This is a genomic window from Enterococcus sp. LJL120 (assembly GCF_054871765.1).
The window spans coordinates 323,253-349,114 of the sequence record NZ_JBTXLV010000003.1 but is presented as its reverse complement, the minus strand read 5'-3'; the positions used below and the strand labels follow the sequence as shown (position 1 = coordinate 349,114).

Sequence of the window (25,862 nt, the reverse complement as noted above, 5' to 3'; positions counted from 1 at the left end):
TTATACAGATTAATAAAAGGTTTTTTGTTGCAGTGAGATTACATTTTGTTACAAAAAAAGCAGAAATCTCCTCGATTGGATTAAAGTTTTTTAAGAGTCTGGAGAACTCCTTAACAAATCAAGGTTTTTCTTAATTTTTCCTTATTTTCTTTCTTGTAACATTCTGGTAACATTTCTGGAAGTTTTTTATTTTTCTCTTTTTTTCAAGAGCAGTTCTTGGATATCTTTGATATTGCTGCGATTTTTATACTTCAAATTAGGAAAGGCCCGCACAATCCGTCGTTGGTTAAAATTGAATTTAGGCAATTTCCCTCTTAAATCCGGATTACTGGTTAAATATTCCTGCCAAGATTTAGCGGCTTCACTCCGTCGTTGACTCAAATCATTTTGAACATCAGAAATTTGACCAGCAATTTTATCCTTCACATTTTGAACATTTGTCTGCAATTCTTGATGACGAGTTTGGCGACGAGCTTCAAATTCCGCTTGCGAAGTTTCAATCACCTGAGCAACCTCCTTGGTAACTTTCTTGAAGGAAGCCATGTTGGTGACTGTATAAGTTAAATCAGCTAAGGTAATGACAATCATAATAATTGGCAGGACGACACCAAAATGAGCCGTCAACCAGCCTTCTGCCATTAAAACTCGGGGATGGATAACTTTGACAATCAAGACACAACCCACACCCCAAAAAAGGGAAACAGGAATTGCCACTCTGCCATTAATATTTAATGGTACCTTTGAATAATCCCACAGAGAAGCATTAAAAAGTTTTTCCAAAGCAAAACTAGTGACATATTCCAAAACACTCACCAAGATGGCCGACAAGACATATAATAGAAGCAAATTATTTTGGTAAGGTTCAATAAAATACAAAACCCCTAAAATTCCGAAGCCATAAATCGGTGTAATGGGTCCGATTAAAAAACCTCGATAGACAAAGTGTCCTGCCTTTAAGGAACAATAAACTGTTTCCCACAACCATCCGATAAAAGAATAAATGTAAAATAGCCAGACTACCTTAATAAACTCATCCATATTTTTCTCCAATTTCTATTCTCATTTTAAAACTATTTTAGCAAAAAAATCGAAAAAGTACTCGTTTCAACCTTAAAATATAGCGCCGGACTTTCTTTGCTAGAAAAGTTAGTCTACAATAGACGAGTATCTTTCTTCTATTATTATGTAAAACTAAATAATCTACTGCTGCAAAGGAGTTTAAAATGGTTCAATTATTAAAATATGCCAAAAATTATCGTAAACAAGTGATTCTCGGACCGATTTTCAAATTTTTAGAAGCGGTCTTTGAGCTGCTGCTGCCTTTATTAATGGCTGCCCTAATCGACCAAGGGATTACTGCTGGCAATCGCAGCGAAGTCATCCGCATGACAATTTGGATGATTGTCTTATCCGTCGTCGGCTTGATTTGTGCCATGATTTGCCAATACTACGCTTCCATTGCTTCTCAAGGCTTTGGTACTGAGCTGCGCAATCAATTGATGAACAAAATCAATCATTTTTCCCACAGCCAATTAAATGAATTTGGCACGGATACTTTAATTACCCGCATGACCAGTGATATCAATCAGTTGCAGCTAGCCTTAGCAATGTTGATCCGCCTTGTTATTCGGGCGCCATTTTTAAGTATCGGCTCCGTTGTGATGGCCTTTTATATCAATTGGCAGATGGGGCTTATTTTTCTTTTGCTACTGCCGCTTTTTTGCATTATTTTATTTTTTATTGTCACCAAGACTGTTCCTTTATATCGGCAAGTTCAGCAAAAACTTGACCGGATCAATGAGCTAGTCAGCCAAAATTTAAGCGGGGTCAGAGTAATTCGCGCCTTTGCCCGTCGCAATACTGAAAAAAAGAATTTCAATGAAAGTACAGATGACTTATCGAAAGTCTATCTGCGGGTCTCAAATATTTCTGCTCTCTTAAGTCCGGCAACTACCTTCATCATGAATATGGGGATTGTCGCCTTACTTTATTTCGGTGGCATTCGGGTTAATATCGGTTCTTTGCAACAAGGAGAAGTCGTTGCGTTAGTCAATTATATGAACCAAATGCTGTTGGCTTTGATTGTTGTTTCCAATTTGGTGGTGATTTTCACCAGAGCCGCCGCCAGCAGCACCCGGGTCAAAGAAGTCCTAGCTAGTGAAAATAATTTAAGTGCTGACGGCAGTCAAGGGATAGAAACTAGCTCAACAAAAACCCTTTTAGCTTTTCAAAATGTTGACTTTCGCTACACCGCTGATTCTGGTTTGGCTTTAGAAAATATCAGCTTTACGATGGCCAATAATTCCATCTTAGGGATAATCGGCGCTACCGGTAGCGGTAAATCCACTCTTACACAATTAATTCCCCGCTTCTATGATGCTACAGCTGGGCAAGTGAACTTTGGGGAGATTGATGTTAAAGCTTGGTCTTTAACAGAACTTCGCAGCCAAGTCGCAATGGTTCCGCAAAAAGCCGTTCTCTTCAATGGAACAATCAGAGAAAATCTGCAATGGGGGAAAGCTGCTGCCACAGATGAAGAATGCTATCAAGCACTAACCATCGCCCAGTGTCTAGAGTTTGTCCAACAACTACCTAAAGGGCTCGACACTAAAGTAGAAGAAGGCGGCAAGAACTTTTCCGGCGGTCAACAACAGCGTCTGTGTATTGCTCGTGGCTTGATGGCCCAAAGCCAGCTCTTGATTTTAGACGATTCTTTGAGCGCTTTAGATTACCAAACAGATTTACTTTTACGCCAAGCTTTAAAACGGGATTATCAAGGTGCCGTCATCATCATTTCTCAAAGAGTGCGCTCGATTCAATCGGCTGACCAAATTTTGGTCATGGAAAATGGTCGCTTGGCGGATATGGGCCGCCATTCAGATTTGCTGCAGCAATCAGCGGTCTATCGTGAAATTGTCGCTTCTCAAGCAGAAACCGATCAGGAGGTCAGCGATGAAAACTAAAGGAACTTTTAGCTCATTAAAACGATTTCTACCTTTTTTAATGCCTTATAAAAAAGAAATTATCTCCGCTATTTTCTTGGGAATCATCAGCGGAATCGCGACTGTTTTACTAACTTATGAAATCGGCCACAGTGTTGATCAGCTGATTGGTGTCGGCCAAGTCGACTTTAGCCAACTGGTAGCCATTTTGATGATGTTTGTCGCAATTGTCTTTGTCGCCAGCATCAGTCAATTTTTTATTCAAAAATTAGGTAATAACTTGGCTTATCTTTCTGTTGCTGATTTACGAAAAAAAGTCTTTGAGCACCTTAATTTTTTGCCTTTAAAATATTATGACCAGACGCCCCATGGCAATATTGTCAGCCGTTTTACCAACGACATGGATAATATTTCCGTAGCCGCTTCTGCTGTTTTTAATCAATTATTTTCCGGGGCAGCTGTTGTCATTGCCTCCCTTGGATTTATGCTTTATCTTAGCCCAACACTGACCTTGATTGTCCTAGTCACAACACCGATTATTTTTATCGTAAATTGGTTGGTAACGAAGGCCTCACAAGCAAATTTTGGCAACCAGCAACGGATTGTCGGCGAACTATCTGGCTTTATCAGTGAGATGGTCAGCAACCAAAAAATTGTGATTGCCTTTCAAAGAGAACAGCAAAATCAGCAAAATTTTGAAACCATTAATCAGGAATTAAATGTCAAAGGGCAAAAAGCCCAGTTTTCTTCCTCCTTGACAAATCCCTTGTCTCGCTTTGTCGACCATGGTGCCTATTTGATGATTGGCTTAATTGGCGGTCTTTTAGTCTTAAACGGCAGCCCGACTGTGACTGTCGGTGTGATTTCAAGTTTTATTATCTATTCCAGTCAGTTTTCCAAGCCTTTTATTGAGCTATCAGGTATTACCACGCAAATCCAAACAGCGATTGCTGGTTTGGATCGGGCCTTTGAAATTTTGGACAATTCAGTGGAAAAAGATGATGGCCAACTTATTTTAGAAAAAGTTGCCGGTAAAGTTCGCTTTGAAAACGTGGCATTTTCCTATGATCCACAGCAAAAATTAATCACTGATTTTAATTTTACCGCTGAACCCGGTGAAACGATTGCGATTGTCGGACGGACTGGTGCAGGCAAATCCACTTTAGTCAATTTGCTGATGCGGTTTTATGAGGTTGATCAGGGGAAAATAACCGTTGATGATACGGATATTACCGATTTAAAGCGGGATAATCTGCGGCAACAATTTGGGATGGTGCTACAGGATACTTGGCTCTTTGACGCCAGCATCCGCGAAAATTTACAATTTGGCAATGCTGAAGCCAGTGATGAAGCAATTTATCAGGCTTTGAAAAAAACGTATATGTATGATTTTGTGATGCGGTTACCGAAAAAACTCGATAGCATCATCGGTACCTCTGGCTTAAAAATTTCCGAAGGTCAGCGGCAATTGCTAACAATTGCCCGCACCATGTTAAGTAATCCGCCTATGCTTATCTTGGATGAAGCAACAAGTTCTGTCGATACCTTAACAGAAAAAAATATTCAAGCGGCTTTTCTGGCAATGATGGAGGGTAAGACCAGTTTTGTGATTGCACATCGCCTCTCGACCATAAAAAATGCCGATAAAATTCTGGTGATGGAGCAAGGTCAAATTGTTGAAGCCGGCACCCATAATCATCTATTAAAAATCGACGGTTACTATTCTCAGCTTTACCATGCCCAATTTAGTGAATAAAAGTCATTTTCGCTTTATTTACTTAGATAAAGAAAAAAACTCCTTTGCATTAAGCCTATGCAGTGACCCCTGAAAGTTAGATTTTTGGTCTAACTTTTGGAGGTCGCTACACCTATTCGCTTTTTGCAAGGGAGTTTATTTTTATAAAATATTTTTCACGATAAAATTCATGACGTTGGTGACATAAGTTTCTGGATCACTTTCATAGGCCATGCCATGGGCAGCTCCTACGACAGTTAAGCTTTCCTTCGGAGCATCTGTGGCAGCATAAACTTCTGCTAGCATTTCATAAGGCACGAAAGCATCTTGATCGCCATGAATAAACATAATCGGCCGTTTATTTTTTGCCAATTGTCTGACTGCGGAAGCTTCTTTCAAGCGGTAGCCCGCCCGTAGATTAGCCACTGTGCTAGCAGCATTCATCAACGGGAATTCCGGCAACTTAAAAATCTGTTTCAATTGAAAGGCTAAAATATCATGAATCGAGGTATAGCCGCAGTCTTCGACAATACATTTGACATTTTCTGGCAGCTCTTCGCCAGCGGTCATCATAACAGTTGCACCCCCCATTGAGATTCCAAATAAAACAATTTCACTGTCTGAATCATAACGGACAATTGCCTCCGCCCACTCTTTCACATCCAAGCAGTCGTAACAACCCATCGTCGTATACTCGCCTTCACTGCTACCGCAACCCCGACAATCAATCGTTAAAATATTGAATCCAAATTGATAAAATTCTCTAGCAAAAGGATACATTGCTTTTTGGTCGGCCATATAGCCATGGACCATAATCATCCAGCCGTGGGAACCGCCCTCTTGCAAAAAGGCGGTGCCCTTTAACTGCAACCCATCAAAAGAGAGCATTTCCATATTTTTTTTCGGGGTTGTTTCCACCCACTGCCTGACTTTGGCTTGACGGTCTGCCTGCTCTTCTGCGGTACCGCTAGTGCCCATCGGTAAATTAGGATTGTCCTGCAGGAAAAATTTATCCCCCCGCTTCATTGCTAAATCATAAAAATAAGTTCCAGCACCAAAATAAGCTGCACCGGAAAGGCCGGCAGCGGCTAAAAGATGTTTTGCTTTCATTTGCTTCCCCTCCTCAATTCTCTTCTCTTTATTTTCCCACAGATAGTCTATCTGGGAAAGCAAAAAAATTTGCAGGAAATTCCAGCTGATAACTTCTACTTATTTTTTAAAAATAAATAACATAACTTATCTTTTAATAAAACGTTTACAAAAAGATGTTACGGGTTTATAATAACAAATGTGAAAAACATAACAATATTTAGAAGAGGTGTATTTATATGAAAGCAATCATAGCTGGAGAAGACAAAAGAGCTCAAGTAGTCGAAAAGGAACTCCGCCCTTTAAAATCAGGAGAAGCTTTACTAGATATGGAATGTTGCGGAGTTTGTCACACAGATTTGCACGTTAAAAATCAAGATTTTGGCGATGTAGCTGGAGTTGTTTTAGGTCATGAAGGAATTGGTACAGTCATTGCCGTTGCCGAGGACGTCACCAGTCTTAAAATTGGTGACCGTGCATCTGTTGCTTGGTTTTTTGAAGGTTGTGGCCATTGCGAATACTGTACAACTGGTCGCGAAACTCTTTGCCGCAGCGTTCGCAATGCCGGTTACACGGCCGATGGCGGTATGGCCGGAAAATGTATTGTCTGTGCCGACTATGCAGTGAAGGTGCCAGAAGGCTTATCTTCAGAAGCTGCTAGCTCAATCACCTGTGCAGGCGTTACTACCTATAAGGCAATCAAAGTGTCCAACGTTCATCCCGGTGAATGGATTATTATCTCCGGACTCGGCGGGTTGGGAAATTTAGCTTTACAATATGCAAAAAATGTCTTTAACCTAAAAGTTATTGCTGTTGATATCAATGATGACCAGCTGGCCTTCGCCAAAGAATTTGGTGCTGACATGGTTGTCAATCCAATGAAGGAGGATTTAGGTAAAGTTATTCAAGAAAAAATTGGCGGTGCCCATGGTGCAGTTGTCACGGCTGTTGGTAAATCAGCCTTTAATGGCGCTGTCGATACGGTGAGAGCTGGAGCCAGAGTGGTTGCCGTTGGCTTGCCGGTTGAATCAATGGATCTGAGCATCCCTCGGCTTGTCCTTGACGGAATCGAAGTGGTTGGTTCATTAGTCGGCACGAGAAAAGATTTAGAAGAAGCCTTCCAATTTGGAGCTGAAGGCAAGGTCGTTCCTCAATATCATATGCGGGACATGGAGGACATCAATACAATTTTTGAAGAGATGGAAGCCGGTCAAATTCGTGGCCGAATGGTCCTTGACTTAAGAAATATCGATTAAAAAAACTGAGCAGTCGGGATGTGGCTGCTCAGTTTTTTTATTTAAATAAATTTGCGGTTCTTAACAAACGTTTATAGGGAACACTTTTGGCAACTAGATAAGTAATGGCCACTTGAATTGGAAAAGAAATTGCTGCACTAAGCAGGCGCTGTCCCCAGATAACCCAACTGAAAAACGGAACATGATACATCAGCCCTAACCATAAAGGCGTCAAAAATAATCGGCTGACCAGAAAAACTACCAGTACACAGATAATCGTCCGCTGCCAGGTAATATTTTTCTTATAAAGAAACCAACCGTAAATACTTCCTTCAACAAAAGCACTGATTGTAAAACCGATAAAAAATGGCGCTTTCCCCAGCAGCGTTATGCCGATAAAGTCCGCCAGCACTCCACCAATTCCAGACCACAGAGGTCCAAATAAAATGCCCATCATCACCTGAGGGACAAATCCCAAACTCACTCTTAGAAAGGTTGTTTCAACAGAGAACAGTCTAGTCATGACAATCGTCAACGCAATTAGAAGTCCCATAATTGCAATCGAATAAGTCGTCAATTTTTTCATTGCAAGCATCTCCTTTTAGAGCTGCTACATGCTATGCAGCGAATGCGAAAACAAAACCGCGGAAAAAAATTCCTTCGTCCAACGGGCAACATCCCATCCCATCGGCACTTAACGCTTTGTTTCCTACTCTGATATTTTTTGGACTTTTGTCCGTTTAGAATATACCACATTTAACTGCTGAGGTATAATTCTTTACTAGTTTTTCCAGAGGCTTTCTTCATTTCGTTCGGAAATTTTCGGATAAACACTATAAACAGTTGACAACAGAACATGAACTGTTTTATACTGTTTACAAGGAGTTGTCGACAATGCATTTAATTATCAATCACTCATCGATGGTACCAATCTATGAGCAAATTATTGAACAAATTAAAGAAAATCTGATTTCCGGTGAGCTAAAAGAAAATGATATGCTGCCTTCGATTCGTTCTCTGGCTAAGGACCACAAAATTTCTTCGTTAACAGTTAAGAAGGCCTATGACCAACTAGAGGCTGAAGGCTACACAGTGACGGTTCATGGCAAGGGTTCTTTTATTGCCACGAATAATCAAAATCTCGTGCAAGAAGATGTCAACAAAGAAATTGAAACAGCCTTTGAGGCGATTATCACCAAGGCTGAAAAAGCCGGAATTAATAAAAAAGAACTATTCGAACTATTTGAAATGTTATTGGAGGAATCATAATGTTGTTGGAAGTGAATCATCTCAAAAAAAATTACGGGGACTTTCAGTTGGACTGTTCTCTACAGGTGGAAAATAATCAAGTTGTTGGCCTGATTGGTCGCAATGGTGCCGGCAAAACGACTTTATTTAAAATATTGATGGACTTAGTGCCCTATGAAGCGGGTGAAATCAAACTCTTCGGTAAAGAGTTTGCTGCTTTGACAGCGATGGATAAAGAGAAAATCGGCGTCGCCTACTCAGATAGTGGCTTTTCAAAAGATTTAACCTTAAAACAGGTGGCTCAAATCTTAGCTGGCTTTTACCCTGCTTTTCAAAAGGAAAAATTTTTAACGGATTGTCAGTCTCAAAAATTAAAACCTAGCCAAAAATTAGCAGAGTATTCAACCGGGATGCTGGCAAAATTAAAAATAATTATTGCCACTAGCTTTGGTGCTGATTTATTAATTCTTGATGAGCCGACAGCGGGCCTTGATTTGATGGCCCGCAATGATTTATTACAGCGGCTGCACCAGTTTATGGAGGAGGAAAATCACGGGATTTTAATCAGCTCACATATTTCCAGTGACCTTAAGGGGCTTTGTGATTTCATCTATCTGATTGATGACGGGAAAATTATATTTAAAGAAGAAACTGCCGCTATCACCGACTTCTATGGTGTCGTTAAATTAACACCTGAACAATATCAAGTCATGGAACCGGATTATCTGCTCTTTACAGCCAAGGAAAATTGGGGCTATCAATGCTTGACAGATCAGCGGCAATTTTTCTTGGATAATTATCCAAATGTAGTCGTTGAAAAAGCTACACTTGACAATGTTTTAGAAATTATTTTAGGGAGGGTTGCTGTATGAAGGGCCTACTAATCAAAGACTTAGCGTTACTCAATGACCGGCGGAAACTATTGATTTATCTTGCTATTCTGCTGCTTTTTTCCTTCAATATTCAGACAATGCCTTTTCTTGCTGTTATTGTCATCCCCTTTTTGACGATGACTGTCATTATTGGGACCATCGCAATGGACGCTACCGATAACAGCGAACGCTTTTTATTCAGCCTGCCGATTTCTCGAAAAATTTATGTGGCAGAAAAATATTTGCTGAGTTTATTAGGTGCTGCGTTAGGGTTGCTTATTGCTATTTTTCTAATCATCGGCCTGTTTACTTTAAACCAAAACCAATTAGATTTACCAAGTTTTGGCTTGGTCCTTTTAGGCGGCTTGCTTTTTGTCACCTTGTATTTGGCTTTTTCACTTCCTTTACAGTTAAAATTTCAAGGAGAAAAAAATCAAAGTATTGTTTTGGTGAGTACCATGGGGATTATTATTATTGTGTTTTTTGGTATTCAGCGGTTGCCGCAAGCTTGGCTGGCAAAAGGCCTTGAGTTATTGCAAAAAATGATTGAAGAACCGGTTTTATCGGTGATTGTCGTTTTCAGCATTTGCGTTTTGCTTTTAGGTTGCTCTTACCTAATTGCCAAAAAAATTATGACTAAAAAAAGTTTTTAAGACTGCTTTTCATTGGCACAAGGAGGAATACTGATGACAATCTTTGAATTAGCCGCCTTAGCTTTGTGTTGTTTATGCTTTTTTCTCTGTGGCTACAGTGTCGCCCTCTTAGCTCTTTACCAACGCTGGCGCTTGGCTGTTATCGGCATATTCTTTGGGATGTTCTCCCTCGTCTATTTCTTTTATGTTTTTCGCTATCAGTTTTACCCGATAGCGTTGACTATCTATTTTGGATTTAGTTTATTTTCGGCGGACTTTTTCAACCGCCGCCTGAAAAAATGGCTGTAAAAAAAGTCCCTGCGAAAAGTTTGGCTAAGAGCTAACTTTTGCAGGGACGTTTTTGTTTCTATTAAAGTAGTTTAATAATTTTTAAGCGACATCTTCACTGAATTGACTGTTGTACAAATCAGCATAGAAGCCATTTTTCGCCATCAACTCATCATGATTTCCTGTTTCGACAATTGAACCGTGATTCATCACGATAATATTGTCGGCATCACGAATTGTTGATAAACGATGGGCTACAACAAAGCTGGTCCGATTTTCTAATAAGCGGCTCATCGCCCGTTGAATCAAGACTTCAGTCCGAGTATCGACACTGGAGGTTGCTTCATCCAAAATTAAAACATCTGGATTGGCTAGAAAGGCCCGGGCAATGGTAATTAATTGCCGTTGACCTTGAGAAATATTGCTGGCATCTTCATTTAAAATCGTGTCATAGCCATCAGGCAATTTTCTAACAAAATCATCCACATGGGCGGCTTTGGCAGCGATCAACACTTGTTCTTCTGTGGCATCTTCATTGCCATATTTGATATTATCTTTGATACTGCCGGTGAACAGCCAAGTATCCTGCAGAACCATTGATAAGTGTTCCCGCAATTCTTCCCGTTTCATATCCCGCGTATCAACGCCATCAAAGCGAATGCTGCCGCCTTTCACATCATAAAAGCGTTCCAGCAGATTAATCATCGTGGTCTTACCGGCACCAGTTGGCCCAACAATCGCCACCATTTCACCGGGCTCAACATCCAAACTAAAGTCTGTCATCAATGGTTCATTTTCAGAATAGCCAAATTGGACGTGTTCAAAACGAACTTTATAAGGTGAATCTTTTTCAACTGGTAAATTAGATGGTTCGTTATCCATCTCTGCTTCGTCCAACACTTCAAAGACCCGTTCAGCTGAGGCCACCGTTGATTGAATGGTATTCATCAAGCTGGCAATTTGGGTAATTGGTTGTGAAAATTGATTGGTGTATTGCAGGAAAGCTTGAACGTCCCCTAAAGTCATATTTCCGTTAGCCACTTTAATCCCACCAAGAACGGCGACAAAGACATAGCCTAAGTTTTTAATAAAGTTCATTAAGGGCATAATAATCGCTGAAATAAATTGCGCTTTCCAGCCGGCGTTGTATAATTTTTCATTTTCTTTTTCAAAGACTTCTTGATCGGCATCTTCATGATTAAAGGTTTTGACAATCGTGTGACCGGCATAAGTTTCTTCGACTTGATTATTTAATAAACCCAAGCTCTTTTGTTGTGCGGCAAAATATTTTTGCGAGCGAGGCGCAACCACCATCACGACAACCAAGCTTAATGGAATGGTTGCTAATGCGACTAATAATAATTGCCAACTAATTGACCCCATCATGATAATGACGCCGACTAATGTGACAATACTTGTCACAAACTGGGTCAAATTTTGTTGCAGAGTGCTGGCGATATTATCCATATCATTAATCGCCCTGGACATGATATCCCCGTTAGTGTGGGTATCGTAATAAGAAATTGGTACCCGATTCATCTTTTCTTCTAAATCCTTCCGCAAATCATAAACGGTCCGTTGGGAAACCCGGGTCATGATTAGCTGTTGCAGAAAACTAAACAATGCTGCTGTCAAATACAGCGCAATCACGACTAAAACGATTTGACCGACTTTAGTAAAGTCAATTGGATAGGACGTGATTTTTTGGCCAGCCTGCATTTGTTTGACACCAGTGACAATTCCGTTAAAGATTTCCGTTGTTGCCTCCCCCAAAACTTTTGGTGCTCTGATTTGGAAGATAACTGCGGCGATTGCCAAAATTAAAACTGTCACTAAAGCAATCATTCGACTGGACATATAACCAAACAATCGCCGGACGGTTTTCCAAAAGTTTTTCGCCTTCGGACCTTTGGCACCCATGTTGCGGCCGGGACCACCACCATGGCCGCCGCCCATCATACCGGGCCGACCTTGTTGGAGTGTTGTGCTATTTTTTTCGCTCATGCCAAGTCCTCCTCTCTCAGTTGAGAATGAACAATTTCTTGATAGGTTTCATTCGTTGCCAATAATTCTTTATGGGTTCCTTGACCAACGACTTTCCCTTGGTCTAAAACTAAAATCGTATCGGCATCAATTACAGTACTAACCCGTTGTGCCACTAGCACCACGATACTGTCAGTAACATTTTCTTTCAACGCTTTTCTTAGATTGGCATCCGTTTTAAAATCCAATGCTGAAAAGGAATCATCGAAAACATATAGGTCAACTTGTTTGACTAAAGCCCGAGCAATCGCCAACCGTTGTTTTTGACCACCGGAAAAATTACCGCCGCCTTGTTCCACATGACTGTCTAAGCCGTCTTCTAAGTTTTTAACAAAGTCGCTGGCTTGAGCAATTTCTAAAGCTTTCCAAATTTCGTCATCGGTGGCATCTTCACGACCGTATTGCATATTTTCCCGAATCGTTCCTGAAAACAGCACAGCCTTTTGTGGGACAAAACCAATATTGTCCCGCAGATTTTCCTGAGTCACCTTGCTGATACTTTTATCATTAATCGAAATTTCACCCTCATCGATATCAAACATGCGGGGAATTAAGTTAACCAATGTCGATTTCCCTGAACCGGTCCCGCCGATAATGGCGACCATATCGCCGGAATTTGCTTTGAAATCAATATCCTCTAACGCCAAATTTTCAGCTCCGTGGTAACGGAAGTCAACATGATTGAAGGCTAAGCTAGCAGCTGTGCCTTCTGGCGAAATAGTTTCAGGATTAGTCGGGTCGACGATTTGATCTTTTTCATCTAAGACTTCATTAATCCGAGCGGCTGATGCTTGTGCTCTAGGCACCATCACAAAAATCATGGAGAGCATCATAAAGCTGATTAAAATTTGCGTCGCATAAGTCATAAAGGCAATTAAATTACCGACTTCCATGCTCATATCTGCTACATAGTGGCCGCCAATCCAAATAATTGCTACGTTGGTTCCGCTCATAATTAAAGTCATGATTGGCAGCATCAAAGCAACAATCGTGTTGACTTTCACCGCCGTGTGCAAATAATCTTTATTGGCATCGTCAAAGCGATTTTCTTCATAAGGCGCTTTATTAAAGGCGCGAATAACCCGAACACCAGTTAAGCCTTCCCGGAAAACTAAGTTCAAACGGTCATTTTTCTTTTGCATGCTCTTAAAAAGTGGCACGGCAAAAAACATAATAGCACCAATTAACACAATCATAATTGGAATAACAATCAAAAAGATTTTAGTCAGCTGGGCATCCTTTTGATAGGCTAAGAAGCTGGCACCGATTAAAGTAATTGGGGCATTAATCATCATCCGCAAAAACATTTGCATAACCATTTGAATTTGGGTGACGTCATTAGTCGTTCTGGTAATTAAAGAAGCTGTCCCAAATTTATCAAAACTATTGGTGGAGAGATTTTCTGACTTATGATAAATTTCGCTCCGTAAATCCTTGCCTAGCTTTTGCGATTCCCGCGTCGCAAAGAAGGTATTGCCAAGGGCGGCAATAATACTGATGACAGAAAAACCAATCATCACAAAACCTGTTTGCCAAATATAATCGATGTCGCCTTTTGCAACGCCATTATCGATAATATTGGAGGTTAATGTTGGCAAATATAAATCCGCCATAACTTGCACAATCATAAAGAGAAAAGCGGCGATTGCGGAAGCCGGCGCAATTCTTTTAATAATTTTTAGCATTTATTCCCCTTCTTTCTGTAAATAAATTCCATCCCGCACCCAATTAATTTGCGTTTGGAATTTTTTAATTAAGTCCGTCACTTGAAAATCCGGATCGCTTTGCTGCATCCGATATCCGGTGGCAATCATGATAAACATTTGAGTCATCAGCATGTGCAGCAACATGCGAAAATCCTCTTGATTGTCAATTTTCAATTGACTTTGATCAATGCTATCCCATAAAGAATAATCCTCTTGGTGTCGTTGATGCCGGCGTTTTTCAGCCTTCTCATCGTCATCCATCTGGGCAGTCATTCTTCTGGAAAAACGATAGTCCATGTTCATAAATAAATTTTTGAAGAAGGCCGAATTTTCCCCCGTTAAAATTTCATAAATCATTTTGCTGGAATAGCTTTTTATCCCCTCCAACAAATCACCGTCAGCCGCTTGAATCGACTTATGCAATTCTTGACGGGTATCATGCCGCAGCTGATCAAAATAATAATAATAGAGGTCTTCTTTATTTTCGAAATACTGATAAAAACTTCCACGGGGAATCTCAGCCAGTTTGATTATATTGGAAATCGAGGCTTCATTTAATGAAGCTCTAGAAAACTCAATCTTGGCTGCATCCAACAAACGCTGCTGTTTTTCCTGCGGCAGTCCGAAAAAAGTATTGGTGGGCATTTTTTTCGTCTCCTCTCAACCAAATATATATGACATCTTGTCATATGACGCTTTGTCATTATAGCACGATGGTTGCAGAAGGCAAGTATTTTGCATGAAAGTTTCACACTTATCTAAAAAATGTTCATCTCATTTTTTTGAGATTCCAATTTTATTATTTGGGGAAAATAATGAATTTTTTTGACATCGCATCCACTACTACCGCAGGAAGCCTTTAAAAATAAGCTTTTTTGCTAAAGAAAGCAAAAATCTCCTAACAGCGAATCTGTTTTAAAGAAGCAAAGAGATTGTTCAAAAAGCATTTCTGAATTATTTTTAAACCTCAGAAAAGAAAAAAACTTTTAACTTTTGGAGGAAAAACATGAAAACGAAATATATTTTATCAACGGTGGCTTTAGCGGGAGCATTATTTATTCAAGGGAGTGTGGCATTGGCTAGCACAACGACAATAGGCGGCTTGAACTATGAAGATGCCGGTATCACTTTTAATGGAGACAGCACTATTCCAACTAGTTTAAATTTTGGTGATTTATCTATTCAAACGACAGCAGCTGAAACGAGAACTGCAACTGTTACCGGCACTCAAAGCGATAGCGCAACAACTGGTGCTGTGACGGTCAGCGATAACCGCGGTGATGCAGCTGGTGAATGGTCGATTAAATTGACTCAAGAAAGTCAATTTGCGGCAGCGACCGGAGAAGCTTTAAACAATGCTTCTTTAGTTATTTCCCATGATGCAGCAGTCACTAACCTTACAGAAAACACAATTGCCGGCAATTTTGCAACAGCTGGTGACTTAGCATTAATTCCTGGAACTACTTATGATGTATTGAATGCGGGCGCTGGTGAAGGCTTGGGCGAGACATCGGTTGACTTAAGTCAATTTGCTATGAACATTGCGGAAAACACTCGGAAATTAGCAACTGAATATACAACAACATTGGATTGGACTTTTAGTTCTGCCCCAGCAAATTCTGCTGAATAATAAGGAGAAGATATGAAGATAAAAGGTTGTTCTTGGTTAAAATTATTATCCCTGCTAACTGCAGGGATTTTCTTCTGTTTGTTTCAGCCGGCCTTTACTCAGGCGGCCAGCACGAGTTTAGGAAATTTTACAGCTACCATTGAAGTCCCAGAAAATCAAATCGGTAACAACACGAGTTATTTTGATATTTTACAAGCAGCCGGTACTAGCAGCCAATTGACAATTGATGTGACCAATGACTCGACTGAGGAATTAAATTTGAATCTCAGTTTTAATCGTGCAGTCACAAATATTGTTGGCGTGGTGGAATATTCCGGTAACAATACTGATTTAAGTCAGCCGACTTTAAACATTGAGGACTTTGTTGAGCTGGAGACTAGCCAATTAACATTAGCCGCTGGCGAAACAGCTCAAGTTCCCCTCACTGTCACAATGCCCGAAACATCCTTCGATGGGATTATAGCCGGTGGCATTTATATTTCCGCTGCTGAAACGAGCGGTGAAGACAGTAATGTCAAACAGCGATTTTCTCGAGAAATTGCATTGCTGCTACAGGAAAATCAAACTGCAGTGACACCTGAGCTAGCTTTTGAAGGCGCTGAAGCTGCCCAAGAAAATGGCCGCAACGGCATTGATTTGCTAATCAATAATCAGGCAGCTGCCTATTTGAATCAGGTTAACCTCAGCTACACAATTACCCGAGAGAATGAAACAATTCTTGAAGACAGCAGTCAAAATTTACAATTTGCTCCTAGCTCCCGTTTTAACTTTTTTATTCCTATGGAAAATCAAAGCTTAACAGCTGGCGATTATCAGGCGATTGTCACGGCGACATCTGGGCAGCAGGAATGGCAGGAGACGGTTGATTTTACGATTTCACCAGAAACGGCCGCTGACTTAAATGCAACCAGTGCCGAGCCGGCAACAATTGCAACGGCAACCGATAATTCTTTACTTTATATCGTGATTGCAATTATTGTTGTCCTAGCAATTGGCGGCGGTGGCTTCTTCGCTTACAAATATTGGAAGTTGAAAAAACAGTTGAAGAAATAAAAAAAAACATACTAAACTCAAGAACAGTTGTAAGAAAACTGGTTATCTTAAGCTTTAGTATGTTTTTTTATATTTTTTTCTTAATGAGGCTTCCGCAAATAAATCATGTAATAAAAGAAGCCGACAAAAATTGCGCCACCGACAATATTGCCAAAGTAAACTGGAATCACATTGTTGAAAAAATCTAACCAGTTGTAGCTGCCTTCAAAAATGGCAGCGGGAATCACAAACATATTTGCCACGCTATGCTGAAAGCCGATAGCGACGAAGGTCATCACAGGAAACCAGATGCCTAAAATTTTTCCAGCAGCATCTTTAGCACCATAGCACAGCCAAACAGCTAAGCAGACAAACCAGTTACAACCAATCCCAGAAACAAAAGCCTGCAACCAGGTGGCATCTATTTTTGCTCCGGCCACTGCGATTGTTTCTTCAAGATAGACCCCGGAACCTGTCAAGCCGACAATATGTCCAAAAAAGTAAGCCACAAAAAAAGCTCCTACTAAATTGGCTAGAGTAATCACCAACCAGTTTTTGACGACATCTAGGAAACTAATTTTTTTGGCAAAAAAGCTAATCGCCACCACCATCATATTGCCGGTAATCAACTCACCACCAGCCATCAAAATAACAATTAGCCCAACAGGAAAGACACAGGCACCGATAAAAGATGCGAGGCTGCCTAACTCGTGGGCCACCGAAGAAATCACCCGGATATAAGCTAGATAGCCGAGGGAAATCATCGCCCCACCGATAAAGCCTAAAATTAATTTTTCTACTAAAGTTTTTTTGGTTTTTTTAACGCCCGTTTCGACAGCGATTTCGCCGATTTCATATGGAGTGTACATGTCACTATCCTTTCTTGAAACAATCTCAATAAAAATTATTTTACACCAATGGACTGTGAAAAAATATACTAATTCACGAAAAAAACAATTACGACAAAAAAACTTTCTCAGCAACAAGCACTAGTTTTTTTGCTTAAAAACACAGGAACTTTCTTGCTATTTTACGGTTATTTTAACTAAATCAGTTTTAGTTGAGCATTACTATTGTCATTTAAAAATTTATCAGGTAAAATAATCCCGTTACTTACTTTTAGTTATTAAAAATCCAAAGGAGAATTACTACATGTCTAAAGTTTTAGTTATCAATGCTCATCCATTAACTGGTTTGGAATCAAAATCTTTGAAGGCTGCTGAAGTCTTTTTAGATACTTACAAAGAAAAAAATCCTAGTGATGAAATCATCACTATTAACTTATTTGAAGACGGCGTGCCTGAAATCGACAAAGACGTTTTGACTGGCTGGGAAGCTTTAAGAACTGGCACTGAATTTACAACCTTAACACCTGAACAACAAGGTAAAATCACCGGCTTTAACGCTTCAACTGACCAATTCCTAGCTGCTGATAAAATCGTTATCATCAATGCTTTATGGAACTTAAACATTCCAACACGCTTGAAGGCTTGGTTCGATACAGTTAACGTTGCGGGCAAAACTTTCCGTTATACAGTTGACGGCCCTCGTCCTTTGACTTCTGGTAAAAAAGCAATGCACATCCAATCTGCTGGTGGCATGTACGGCGGCCAAGATTTCGCTTCTCAATACGTTAAAGGTATCTTGAATTTTGTCGGCGTTGCAGACGTGACAAAAATTGAAATCGAAGGTATTGACCATCATCCAGAACAAAAAGATGAAATCTTAAACGCTGGTTTAGCAACAGCTAAAGAAGCCGCTTTGAGCTTCTAAGCTGAAAAAAAGCAGCTATCATATAACCCAAAAAAGCGGCGCCAATCATTTTCAGATTGGCGCCGCTTTTATTTTAAACCTCTTGTAGGCTTTGCTTAACTTGATTAACTTCTTCAAGAACAGCTTGCCCATTCGTGGCAATCACCTGCTGATACCAGCCAAAGGATTTCTTTCCAAAATAAAAAAGCACCTAGCAAAAACGACCTTCGTCTTCGCTAAGCGCTACATCTTTTTTTCTATTTTTTTTACTCTTTAGTTTCTTTATCCGATGGAGTATCTGTCTCTGGCTCATCTTGATAAAGAGAAGAAATACTGCGATACCAATCAAAGATATGGCTGATGACAACTTTGGCGGCGGCATAAACCGGCACCCCTAAAATGACGCCGACAACGCCGAAGAGTCGGCCAGAAGTTAATAGCACCAGTAAAATCGTCACCGGATGAATCGCCAATTGACTACCTAAAATCAATGGGGAAACAAAACGACCTTCAATCGTTTGCTCGATGATAAATACGATGATGACCTTGACTAACATAAAAGGACTGATGACTAATGCGATAAACACTGCCGGAATCATCGCTAAAAAAGAACCGAGATACGGAATCAAATTTAAAAAACCAGCTAAAATTCCTAAAGTGACGGCATAGTCCAAGCCGACAATCGTAAAGCCGATGATAAACATCACGGCAACCAGAAAGGCCACCGTTAATTGGCCACGAATATAGGAAGAGACCTGCTGATTCATCTCAGATAAGACTGAATAGGTCGGTTGACGCCATTTGGTTGGCAAAAATTTTAGAAAATAATCCGCCAAGCGTTTACCGTCTTTTAATAGATAAAAAAGAATAAACGGCATCGTGACAATGGCGACCACGATTGTTGCGACTGTGCCAACAATATTGCCAAGTCCTCTAAAGGTGGTTTGAGAAATATTTTGGACAATACTGCCAATTGAACTGCTAATCTGCTGACCGATTTCATCCAGCTGGGTGCTGAGCTCACCGAAAATCGGATGGCTGGTGATTTCATCAATCATATTGTTCAACGTATTGGCATAACTGGAAAAATTATTAGCAAAGCTTAAGACCTGCTCTTGAATCCGTGGAATCAAGGCAACAATTCCCCAGATAAGCAGCAGCACAATCAAAATAAATACTAAAATAATACTGACAACGCGGGGGACTTTCTTTTTTTCAAGGTAGTCAACCACTGGATTTAATAAATAATACAAGATGGCCGATAAAATAATCGGCAAGCCAACGACTGCTAAAAACTGACCGACTGGTTCAAAAAGATACGACACCTTCGTAAAGGTCAGAATAATTAATAGCACCAACAGGACAATTAACAGCGCCGTGACAACTTGATTATTTAAGAACCAGCGCCAAAACCAAGAAAACTTCTTTTTATTTTCCTCTCCCATGGCGGCCTCCTTAAATTTTTTTGCAGCAAAATCACTTATAGCTGCTTTTAACTACAGTTGAATAACAACCTATTTGCTGCTATTCAATTTTAAAATCCAGATAATTTCTAGCTGGCAGAATTCGTTTATTTAACGCAAGATTCCACCCTAGCTAAGCCGGCTCAAATCGTCTTTTTTTCTACTCAGACTAAAAGCCGCGACCGGATTTTTTTATTTGTAAGTAATCACTGTACCCACAGAAATTGTCGGCACAACTTGCGGCGTTAAATAAACGCCGTTTAAAATTGCATCCTCAGCTGGCACATCTGTAAATACAAAGGCCACGTGATTAATATCCGTTAAATTGCGATTGGCAACTGGCCCCACATGAACGACTTGATACTCTTGGTCATCAAAAGAAATACTACTGCCTTCTTTGAGGTCAAATTCCGGTACTTCTCCAGCAATTTCTTGAATGATGACATGATTTTTTAATTCCTCTGTTTCTTTGACGCTGTCATTAAAAAAAAGTAGCAGCGGTTCGTCACTCATTGCTGCTTTACCAATCCCATTGACTTTCGCTTGAATCATTTTACAACTTCCTCCCAAAGGTATTTTTCACTTCACATTATAACATAGCCAAAATTCACTGGCACAGTAAGCGTTCTTTTTTCCACAGCTTTTTAGAATATGTTAGAATAAAAAAGGAAATTAATTTACGGAGGTTAGTCTGAATGAAGAAAAAAATTTTACTGGGTACTTATACCCGTCGTGTCAGTGAAGGAATTTATTCGATTGTCTTAGATACTGAGACTGAAACGCTGACAGATTTAAAGTTGGAAACAAAGGAAAACAGTCCAACTTATTTGACTAAAAGTTCAAAAGGCGACTTATATACGGTGACTGCCGTTGATGGCAAAGGCGGTTGCGGTGCCTATGATCAAGACTTTAATTTTTTAAATGCTGTCACTGAAGAAGGCGCACCTTTATGTTACGTTGCAGTCGATGAGCCAAGACAATTAGTCTATGGCGCTAATTATCATAAAGGCGAAGTAACTGTCTATAAAATTTTGGCAGACGGCAGCTTAGAATTTGCTGACTCTGTGACCCATGAAGAAGCAACTGGTCCCCATGAAAATCAAAATACAGCTCATGTTCATTACACTGATTTGACGCCTGACCAACGCTTAGTAGTTTGTGATTTAGGCACGGATATCGTCTACACTTATGATGTTAGCGACGCTGGGAAATTATCTTTGGCTAGCCAATTTAAAACGGCTGCCAGCGTAGGTCCCCGTCACATCGTCTTTCATCCAAATGAAAAAATTGCTTACCTCTTTGGCGAATTAGATAGCACAGTCAGAGTCCTTTCCTATGATGCTAAGGACGGTAGCTTTACTGAATTGCAAAGTATTTCTACTTTACCAGCGGGCTTCACTGAATTTAACGGCGGCGCAGCCATCCGAGTTTCACCAGACGGCTTGTTCGTTTACGCTTCAAACCGTGGTCATGACTCAATCGTTGTCTATGCTGTTGGCGATGATGGCAAACATTTAACCCTAGTTGAACATGTTTCAACAGAAGGTAAAATCCCCCGTGATTTCGCCATGGACCAAAATGGCGAATACGTAATTGCCGCTAATCAAGATACCGACAATTTAACGCTTTACAAACGCAACAGCGAAACCGGCGAATTAAAACTTTTACAAAAAGATGTCTTCGCCCCTGAAACTGTCTGTGTTTATTTTGAAAAATAATTAAACTAGTCGCAAAAAAACCGCTACCAGCTGAAACATCCCAAAAGTATAGGGTTGTTTCACTGAATAGCGGCTTTTTAATTTATTGCAAGATAATCTTTCAGCGGTTTTTGATACTGCTGCCAATCGTTGCTGCCTTCGTTAAAATATTTTGCCAACAAAAAGCCAATCAGCGGGCCGGTAGTTAAGCCAGAAGAACCTAACCCGCTGGCTACAGCAATGGCCGGATCAGCCGGCAAACAATTAAAAAATGGCGCAAAATCTTCTGTATAAGCTCTGGTCCCAACTCGATAGTGATACGGCTGGCTAAACAAAGCCGCCTCAGCTAAAAAAGGTAGCGTCTTTCGTTGTAAATCTGCAAAAGCGGCCGGGGTCGCCTCTAAATCAAACCCTTGATTATTTTCATGGGTGGCTCCCACTAAAATTTTTCCATTTTCAAAGGGAATCAAATCACTTTCACCGTCTAACATCGCCACTGGCCAATTTCCGCTAGTAGAAAAATTGGTTTGAAAAACCAATAGCTGGCCCTTTTGCGGTCGAACCTTGGCGAGATAGCCTAAAGGTTCTAAGGAGTTTGGTAAATGGGGCCCGTTAGTAAAGGCGATAAAATCAAAATCTTTTTTGCCAGTTTGCGGACTTAAAACTTCATAGGCTGAAGCTTTACGCTGAACAGTCGCTTTTTCTGGAATAAACTGAATTCCTTTGGCTGCAGCAATTTTTCTTAATTGCTGCAAACAAGCTTTGCCATCTAAACGGGCACCGCCGTCAATCAGTAAGGACGGCTGCGGCTTTAACAGCGGATTGCGTTCCGCTGTTTCCTCTGCTGTTAAAAGTTGAATCTCACCAATAGCTGGTGCTGTTTTTTTACGCTCCGTCGCTAATTCAGACAGCTCAGCTACATCCTGAGACTTGCGCAAAATTAACGTGCCACTTTTTTTATAGACTGTCGGCTCCAATTTAAAATCACTGACTAATTTTTGATAAAAGGCGGCCCCGTCACGAGCCAACGCGTACCATTTTTGATTGCGCCGCTTTGACAGCCAGGGGGAAATAATTCCGGCACTCGCCTTTGTTGCTTGACCAAGCCCTTCATCGTAAACAGTCACAGCAAATTTAGTTGTATCTAAATAATTAGCTAAGGTCAGACCGATTATTCCGCCGCCAATCACAGCAATTTTTTTCATTTGCGACTCCTTTTCACCAGCCAACGAAGGCCCTTCACGCCATAATAAATTCCGGTTAAGCCAATCACCGACAAGGATAAAATTCCTCCATAAAGATTCGGTTTCGATAAATAAGTTAGGCTGATGGCATGGGTGCCTTCCGGTACTAGCACCGATAAGAAACTACCGTACACTTTTTCAGTTGTAACAGGCTTGCCATCAATTTTAACCGTCCAATCACCATCGTAGGGAATCGAAAGAAACAATCGTTTATTGTCAGAGGCCGCCGTTACGCTGCCATATAAATAATCATCCCGTTGACTATTCAATTGAACCGCAAATTGATCTTGTTCAGCTAATAAATCAGCGAATTGATCTTGGGCCAGCGTGGCAATCTGCCAATCTATATAATCAAATGTATTATCCGTTTTAAAGGTTAAAACAATTTCTGCCTGTGAATCAAAATTACCAAGATTAAATAATTGATTGGTCATAATCGTGATATCGGTTTGATGCTCTTCCCCGTTGACTTTAAAAGAATCAATTTGACGCCAGCGGACATTCGGCAAATACATAAATAAATTTCCGGCGGCGCTGGTCTTTAAGGTCATCGTCGTTTTACCTTCAACGGTTGTATCCACATCAATTAATTCAGCGCTGCGGAAATACGGATTGACCTCCGCTCTAAGCGACTGGAGAATTTTTTCTTGATTTTCAATCACCTGATTGGCTGTCAACTCGACATCTGAGCGATTGACTAAGAGCCCCATGCCTAAAGCTTCTTCATTTTGATACACGTATAAATTATTTTCAACAAATTCCGGCGTCCGGTCTTTGATTTCATTTGGCTTGATTGAGTAACGAACATTTAATAATAAATTTAACACCGGATTTTCATCCACATAGGTGAAGCGGCGCTCATTTTTTGAATAAATCCCCAAATTAACTAGCGTGTCCAAGACATCTTTTTCTAAAGTCGAGGTGTAGCTGGAGATATCAGAAAAATTATATAAAAAGCCGTCATTATAGCTATTGTAGCCAATTGAATAGCCGTTGTTCTCCTCATCGCTTTTTTCATTGATTCGAAAGAGCGGCTGGTCATCGGTCAATTGGTCAACTAAATCTTCTTGTGCTACATAATAATTCGCGTATTGTTTTTGCGAGCCGTAGTCTAAATCTTGAATCGCATAACGATAATTGTCCCCCAGCTCACCCAAGGTCAACAGCGCTGCTAAGACCAGCCAGATTTTTTTCTGCTGCTGGAAAAATAAAACCAACAATAAGCCACCGAGCCAGATTACCAGCAGGGACTCGACTACAAAATTCCCGCCAACATAGCTTTCATTAAACCAAGCATCCTCAAAGATAATTCCCAGCTGCCCGATTAAAATTAAACCGCTCAAAATAGCAGCACTTTTCCAAATCGTGCGGGCTGCCCTCTTATAGTTATAATCTTTTTTCAGGTGTAAAAAACCTTCATAGGCGAAGCGAACAACTAAAAAGCTGAAAATAAAAGTATTGCGATACGGGAATCCCGCTGGACTTTGGAACATATGCCAGACGGTATTAAATAATTCAATGATAAAAGAAGCAAAGAGACAGCCGACTAAAAAAGCGGCTCCCTGTTTCTCCCGCGGGTCAATTTTATTTGCCATAAAAAAGCTGATAAACAACAGCATTACGATAATGCCAGTGTACATAGTCGGCAGATGATCTAAGCGCATCTCGAAATTATAAGTGCCCATCCCCAGCTGTGAAAAAGCGGAAAAGAGAAAGCGGGGAAAGGGCAGAAAGTCGGTCAAAGAAAAATCTGTCTTAGCTGTTTGCAGCATTCCATATAACGAAGGAATTAAAATAAAACCGGTGGCCAAACCCGCCGCAATAGAAATCGTCAAAAATTTTCGCCAGCGTTGCCATAAAACCTTTATCCGCCAAGTATCTCTTTGCGGATTGTCCAACCAGTAGAGATACAAACTATAGAGGACTGCAAAAATACAGACCATATAACCTAAATAATAATTGGTGACAATCGTCAACAGCAGACTAATACCGTAAAGAAAACCCGTTTCTCTGCGCCAAAGCTTTTCCAATCCATAAGCGACTAGCGGCAGGAAAATCAACGCATCCAGCCACATAAAATTTAAACTATAGGCGACAACAAAGCCGCAAAAACTATAGGCCGTTGAAAAAACTAATGTCCAGAGGCTCGTCTCTTGATAATGACGGGCCAAATAAAAATACATACTGCCACCAATCAGGGCAATTTTGGTGGTCATAATCCAAATAATTGCAATCGGCATCTGCTCGTCTGCAAACAAAAGGGCAATCAAATTAAAGGGGCTGATTAGATAATAACCACTCAAAGCTTCAATGGAACCGCCAATGCCATTGGAAAAGGAATAGCTGCTAAAGCCTTCTTCAAAAAATTTTTTAAATAAATGAATAAATTCTAAATATTGGGTTCCAGTATCACTCACCAGTAAATTGCCATCACCAAAAGGCGCGACATTTAAACTGGCCCAAATCATCATCATCATCACTAACGGCAGCAAAATACTGCCCATGCCCAACAACCAATTTCTTAATTTCATCATAACCTCAACCTATTTTTCGTATTCAATCTGCATTTAGTGTAGCAAGGGGCTTTTTTTCTGTCAAAAATTAACCGGTTGAAGGCCGAAAAAACCTCTGTAAAACCCAGCCCTTCCTTGTGGTAGGGATAGATTTTACAGAGGTTAAATTTTTTATAACTGTTCGTCTTCGCGAGTTTCCAACTCAATCGCTTCACCGATATAAATGTAGCGATTCTTCAAGGTTTCATCCAATTCATCGGTGTACATTTGTTTATCGAAGGGAAAACTATACGCCCCTTTGGTGAGGCTTTTTTCAGCCGGTAAAATATATTGGCTGGTGAAGTTTTCATCCAAGTAACGTCTGACGCCTTCAACAATTTCATCGTCGCTGCGGTCTTCATCTTTGGCAACTTTGCGGTAATCCTTTAAAAAGTTTTCTTGCCCAACAAAAAATTCTTTCATGGGAGTTCCTCCTAGAATAATTAATTATAAATTTTGTTACCTGAGGTACTGCAATTTTTAAAATGAAGCAGCGATTGGATTGACCGTTGAATATCAAGTATCCCCTTGAAGCCAATCTTTAGCTCACTCATTTCATTATTCTGCCCTGCTAGTTAAAATCCTGCGGGCCCTCAGCAAAAATGCTTTATAAGCCTGCAGATTTTACTAGCTTCCTCAAGTCTTTCTTTTATAATAAATCTTTTTGCCGCATTTAGCCATGAAAAGACTTCCATTGAATAT

At 40.3% G+C, this 25,862-nt stretch carries 23 protein-coding genes and 1 riboswitch; of the genes, 11 read left to right on the top strand and 12 right to left on the bottom strand.

The genetic code is table 11. The annotated features are described in order from the left end of the window. Positions 1-186 precede the first annotated feature (186 nt). Positions 187-1,038: a putative ABC transporter permease gene (locus tag ACYSNU_RS06930; RefSeq protein ID WP_461736452.1), complete on the bottom strand. Its 852-nt coding sequence runs from the start codon at positions 1,036-1,038 to the stop codon at positions 187-189. 185 nt (positions 1,039-1,223) lie between these two features. Between ACYSNU_RS06930 and ACYSNU_RS06925 the strand changes: the two genes are divergently transcribed. Beyond that, on the top strand, positions 1,224-2,963 hold the full coding sequence (locus ACYSNU_RS06925; RefSeq protein ID WP_461736451.1) for an ABC transporter ATP-binding protein: 1,740 nt from the start codon (positions 1,224-1,226) through the stop codon (positions 2,961-2,963). Further along, a complete protein-coding gene (locus ACYSNU_RS06920; RefSeq protein WP_461736450.1) occupies positions 2,953-4,698 on the top strand; it encodes an ABC transporter ATP-binding protein in 1,746 nt (581 codons plus the stop codon). The genes ACYSNU_RS06925 and ACYSNU_RS06920 overlap by 11 nt, the downstream gene beginning before the upstream one ends. Positions 4,699-4,839: 141 nt before the next feature. Here ACYSNU_RS06920 and ACYSNU_RS06915 read toward each other — a convergent pair whose 3' ends face one another. Beyond that, the gene (locus ACYSNU_RS06915; protein ID WP_461736449.1) at positions 4,840-5,787 is read right to left on the bottom strand and encodes an alpha/beta hydrolase; all 948 of its coding nucleotides are present in this window, start codon (positions 5,785-5,787) and stop codon (positions 4,840-4,842) included. 218 nt (positions 5,788-6,005) lie between these two features. On the opposite strand from ACYSNU_RS06915, the gene adhP reads away from it, so the two are divergent. Continuing rightward, positions 6,006-7,022, top strand: coding sequence for an alcohol dehydrogenase AdhP (gene adhP, locus ACYSNU_RS06910; protein WP_461736448.1), 1,017 nt, complete (start codon positions 6,006-6,008; stop codon positions 7,020-7,022). A gap of 37 nt (positions 7,023-7,059) precedes the next feature. Here the strand turns inward: adhP and ACYSNU_RS06905 are convergent, their stop codons facing one another. Beyond that, the gene (locus ACYSNU_RS06905) at positions 7,060-7,587 is read right to left on the bottom strand and encodes a folate family ECF transporter S component (RefSeq protein ID WP_461736447.1); all 528 of its coding nucleotides are present in this window, start codon (positions 7,585-7,587) and stop codon (positions 7,060-7,062) included. 34 nt (positions 7,588-7,621) lie between these two features. Continuing rightward, a riboswitch (THF riboswitch) is annotated at positions 7,622-7,720 on the bottom strand. A 175-nt stretch (positions 7,721-7,895) separates the two neighbouring features. Between ACYSNU_RS06905 and ACYSNU_RS06900 the strand changes: the two genes are divergently transcribed. Genes ACYSNU_RS06900 through ACYSNU_RS06885 form a run of 4 tightly spaced genes read left to right on the top strand, consistent with a single transcriptional unit; the run spans position 7,896 to position 10,062 of the window. Then, positions 7,896-8,270: a GntR family transcriptional regulator gene (locus tag ACYSNU_RS06900; RefSeq protein ID WP_461736446.1), complete on the top strand. Its 375-nt coding sequence runs from the start codon at positions 7,896-7,898 to the stop codon at positions 8,268-8,270. After that, the gene (locus ACYSNU_RS06895; RefSeq protein WP_461736445.1) at positions 8,270-9,121 is read left to right on the top strand and encodes an ATP-binding cassette domain-containing protein; all 852 of its coding nucleotides are present in this window, start codon (positions 8,270-8,272) and stop codon (positions 9,119-9,121) included. The genes ACYSNU_RS06900 and ACYSNU_RS06895 overlap by 1 nt, the downstream gene beginning before the upstream one ends. Beyond that, positions 9,118-9,774 (top strand): ABC-2 transporter permease, encoded by a 657-nt coding sequence (locus ACYSNU_RS06890; RefSeq protein WP_461736444.1) that lies wholly within the window; start codon positions 9,118-9,120, stop codon positions 9,772-9,774. The genes ACYSNU_RS06895 and ACYSNU_RS06890 overlap by 4 nt, the downstream gene beginning before the upstream one ends. Positions 9,775-9,807: 33 nt before the next feature. Next, positions 9,808-10,062: a hypothetical protein gene (locus tag ACYSNU_RS06885; protein ID WP_461736443.1), complete on the top strand. Its 255-nt coding sequence runs from the start codon at positions 9,808-9,810 to the stop codon at positions 10,060-10,062. A gap of 81 nt (positions 10,063-10,143) precedes the next feature. Here the strand turns inward: ACYSNU_RS06885 and ACYSNU_RS06880 are convergent, their stop codons facing one another. Genes ACYSNU_RS06880 through ACYSNU_RS06870 form a run of 3 tightly spaced genes read right to left on the bottom strand, consistent with a single transcriptional unit; the run spans position 10,144 to position 14,435 of the window. Next, positions 10,144-12,045 (bottom strand): ABC transporter ATP-binding protein, encoded by a 1,902-nt coding sequence (locus ACYSNU_RS06880; RefSeq protein WP_461736442.1) that lies wholly within the window; start codon positions 12,043-12,045, stop codon positions 10,144-10,146. Beyond that, positions 12,042-13,769, bottom strand: coding sequence for an ABC transporter ATP-binding protein (locus ACYSNU_RS06875; RefSeq protein ID WP_461736441.1), 1,728 nt, complete (start codon positions 13,767-13,769; stop codon positions 12,042-12,044). Before ACYSNU_RS06875 ends, ACYSNU_RS06880 begins: the two co-directional genes overlap by 4 nt. Next, a complete protein-coding gene (locus ACYSNU_RS06870; protein ID WP_461736440.1) occupies positions 13,770-14,435 on the bottom strand; it encodes a TetR/AcrR family transcriptional regulator in 666 nt (221 codons plus the stop codon). Between the two features lie 361 nt (positions 14,436-14,796). On the opposite strand from ACYSNU_RS06870, the gene ACYSNU_RS06865 reads away from it, so the two are divergent. Continuing rightward, positions 14,797-15,420 carry a WxL domain-containing protein gene (locus tag ACYSNU_RS06865; protein ID WP_461736439.1) on the top strand — a complete coding sequence of 208 codons (624 nt, stop codon included), beginning with the start codon at positions 14,797-14,799 and terminating at the stop codon, positions 15,418-15,420. Positions 15,421-15,432: 12 nt separating this feature from the next. Next, positions 15,433-16,473 carry a DUF916 and DUF3324 domain-containing protein gene (locus tag ACYSNU_RS06860; protein WP_461736438.1) on the top strand — a complete coding sequence of 347 codons (1,041 nt, stop codon included), beginning with the start codon at positions 15,433-15,435 and terminating at the stop codon, positions 16,471-16,473. A gap of 80 nt (positions 16,474-16,553) precedes the next feature. Here ACYSNU_RS06860 and ACYSNU_RS06855 read toward each other — a convergent pair whose 3' ends face one another. Further along, on the bottom strand, positions 16,554-17,321 hold the full coding sequence (locus ACYSNU_RS06855; RefSeq protein ID WP_461736437.1) for a formate/nitrite transporter family protein: 768 nt from the start codon (positions 17,319-17,321) through the stop codon (positions 16,554-16,556). 283 nt (positions 17,322-17,604) lie between these two features. Between ACYSNU_RS06855 and ACYSNU_RS06850 the strand changes: the two genes are divergently transcribed. After that, entirely contained in the window at positions 17,605-18,225 is a 621-nt protein-coding gene (locus ACYSNU_RS06850; RefSeq protein ID WP_461736436.1) for an FMN-dependent NADH-azoreductase, read from the top strand. 245 nt (positions 18,226-18,470) lie between these two features. On the opposite strand, the gene ACYSNU_RS06845 is transcribed toward ACYSNU_RS06850, so the two are convergent. Both ACYSNU_RS06845 and ACYSNU_RS06840 read right to left on the bottom strand, forming a co-directional pair. Next, on the bottom strand, positions 18,471-19,649 hold the full coding sequence (locus ACYSNU_RS06845; protein WP_461736435.1) for an AI-2E family transporter: 1,179 nt from the start codon (positions 19,647-19,649) through the stop codon (positions 18,471-18,473). Between the two features lie 210 nt (positions 19,650-19,859). Continuing rightward, the gene (locus ACYSNU_RS06840; RefSeq protein WP_461736434.1) at positions 19,860-20,219 is read right to left on the bottom strand and encodes a PTS glucitol/sorbitol transporter subunit IIA; all 360 of its coding nucleotides are present in this window, start codon (positions 20,217-20,219) and stop codon (positions 19,860-19,862) included. Positions 20,220-20,362: 143 nt separating this feature from the next. On the opposite strand from ACYSNU_RS06840, the gene ACYSNU_RS06835 reads away from it, so the two are divergent. Next, positions 20,363-21,385, top strand: a complete 1,023-nt coding sequence (locus ACYSNU_RS06835; protein WP_461736433.1) for a lactonase family protein — start codon at positions 20,363-20,365, stop codon at positions 21,383-21,385. A 77-nt stretch (positions 21,386-21,462) separates the two neighbouring features. Here the strand turns inward: ACYSNU_RS06835 and ACYSNU_RS06830 are convergent, their stop codons facing one another. The 3 genes from ACYSNU_RS06830 to ACYSNU_RS06820 form a co-directional block, all read right to left on the bottom strand. Continuing rightward, complete coding sequence (locus tag ACYSNU_RS06830; protein WP_461736432.1) at positions 21,463-22,569, bottom strand: NAD(P)/FAD-dependent oxidoreductase; 1,107 nt, start codon at positions 22,567-22,569, stop codon at positions 21,463-21,465. Continuing rightward, positions 22,566-25,139, bottom strand: coding sequence for a YfhO family protein (locus ACYSNU_RS06825; protein ID WP_461736431.1), 2,574 nt, complete (start codon positions 25,137-25,139; stop codon positions 22,566-22,568). Before ACYSNU_RS06825 ends, ACYSNU_RS06830 begins: the two co-directional genes overlap by 4 nt. 153 nt (positions 25,140-25,292) lie before the next feature. Beyond that, on the bottom strand, positions 25,293-25,583 hold the full coding sequence (locus ACYSNU_RS06820) for a DUF5960 family protein (RefSeq protein WP_461736430.1): 291 nt from the start codon (positions 25,581-25,583) through the stop codon (positions 25,293-25,295). Positions 25,584-25,862: the final 279 nt, after the last annotated feature.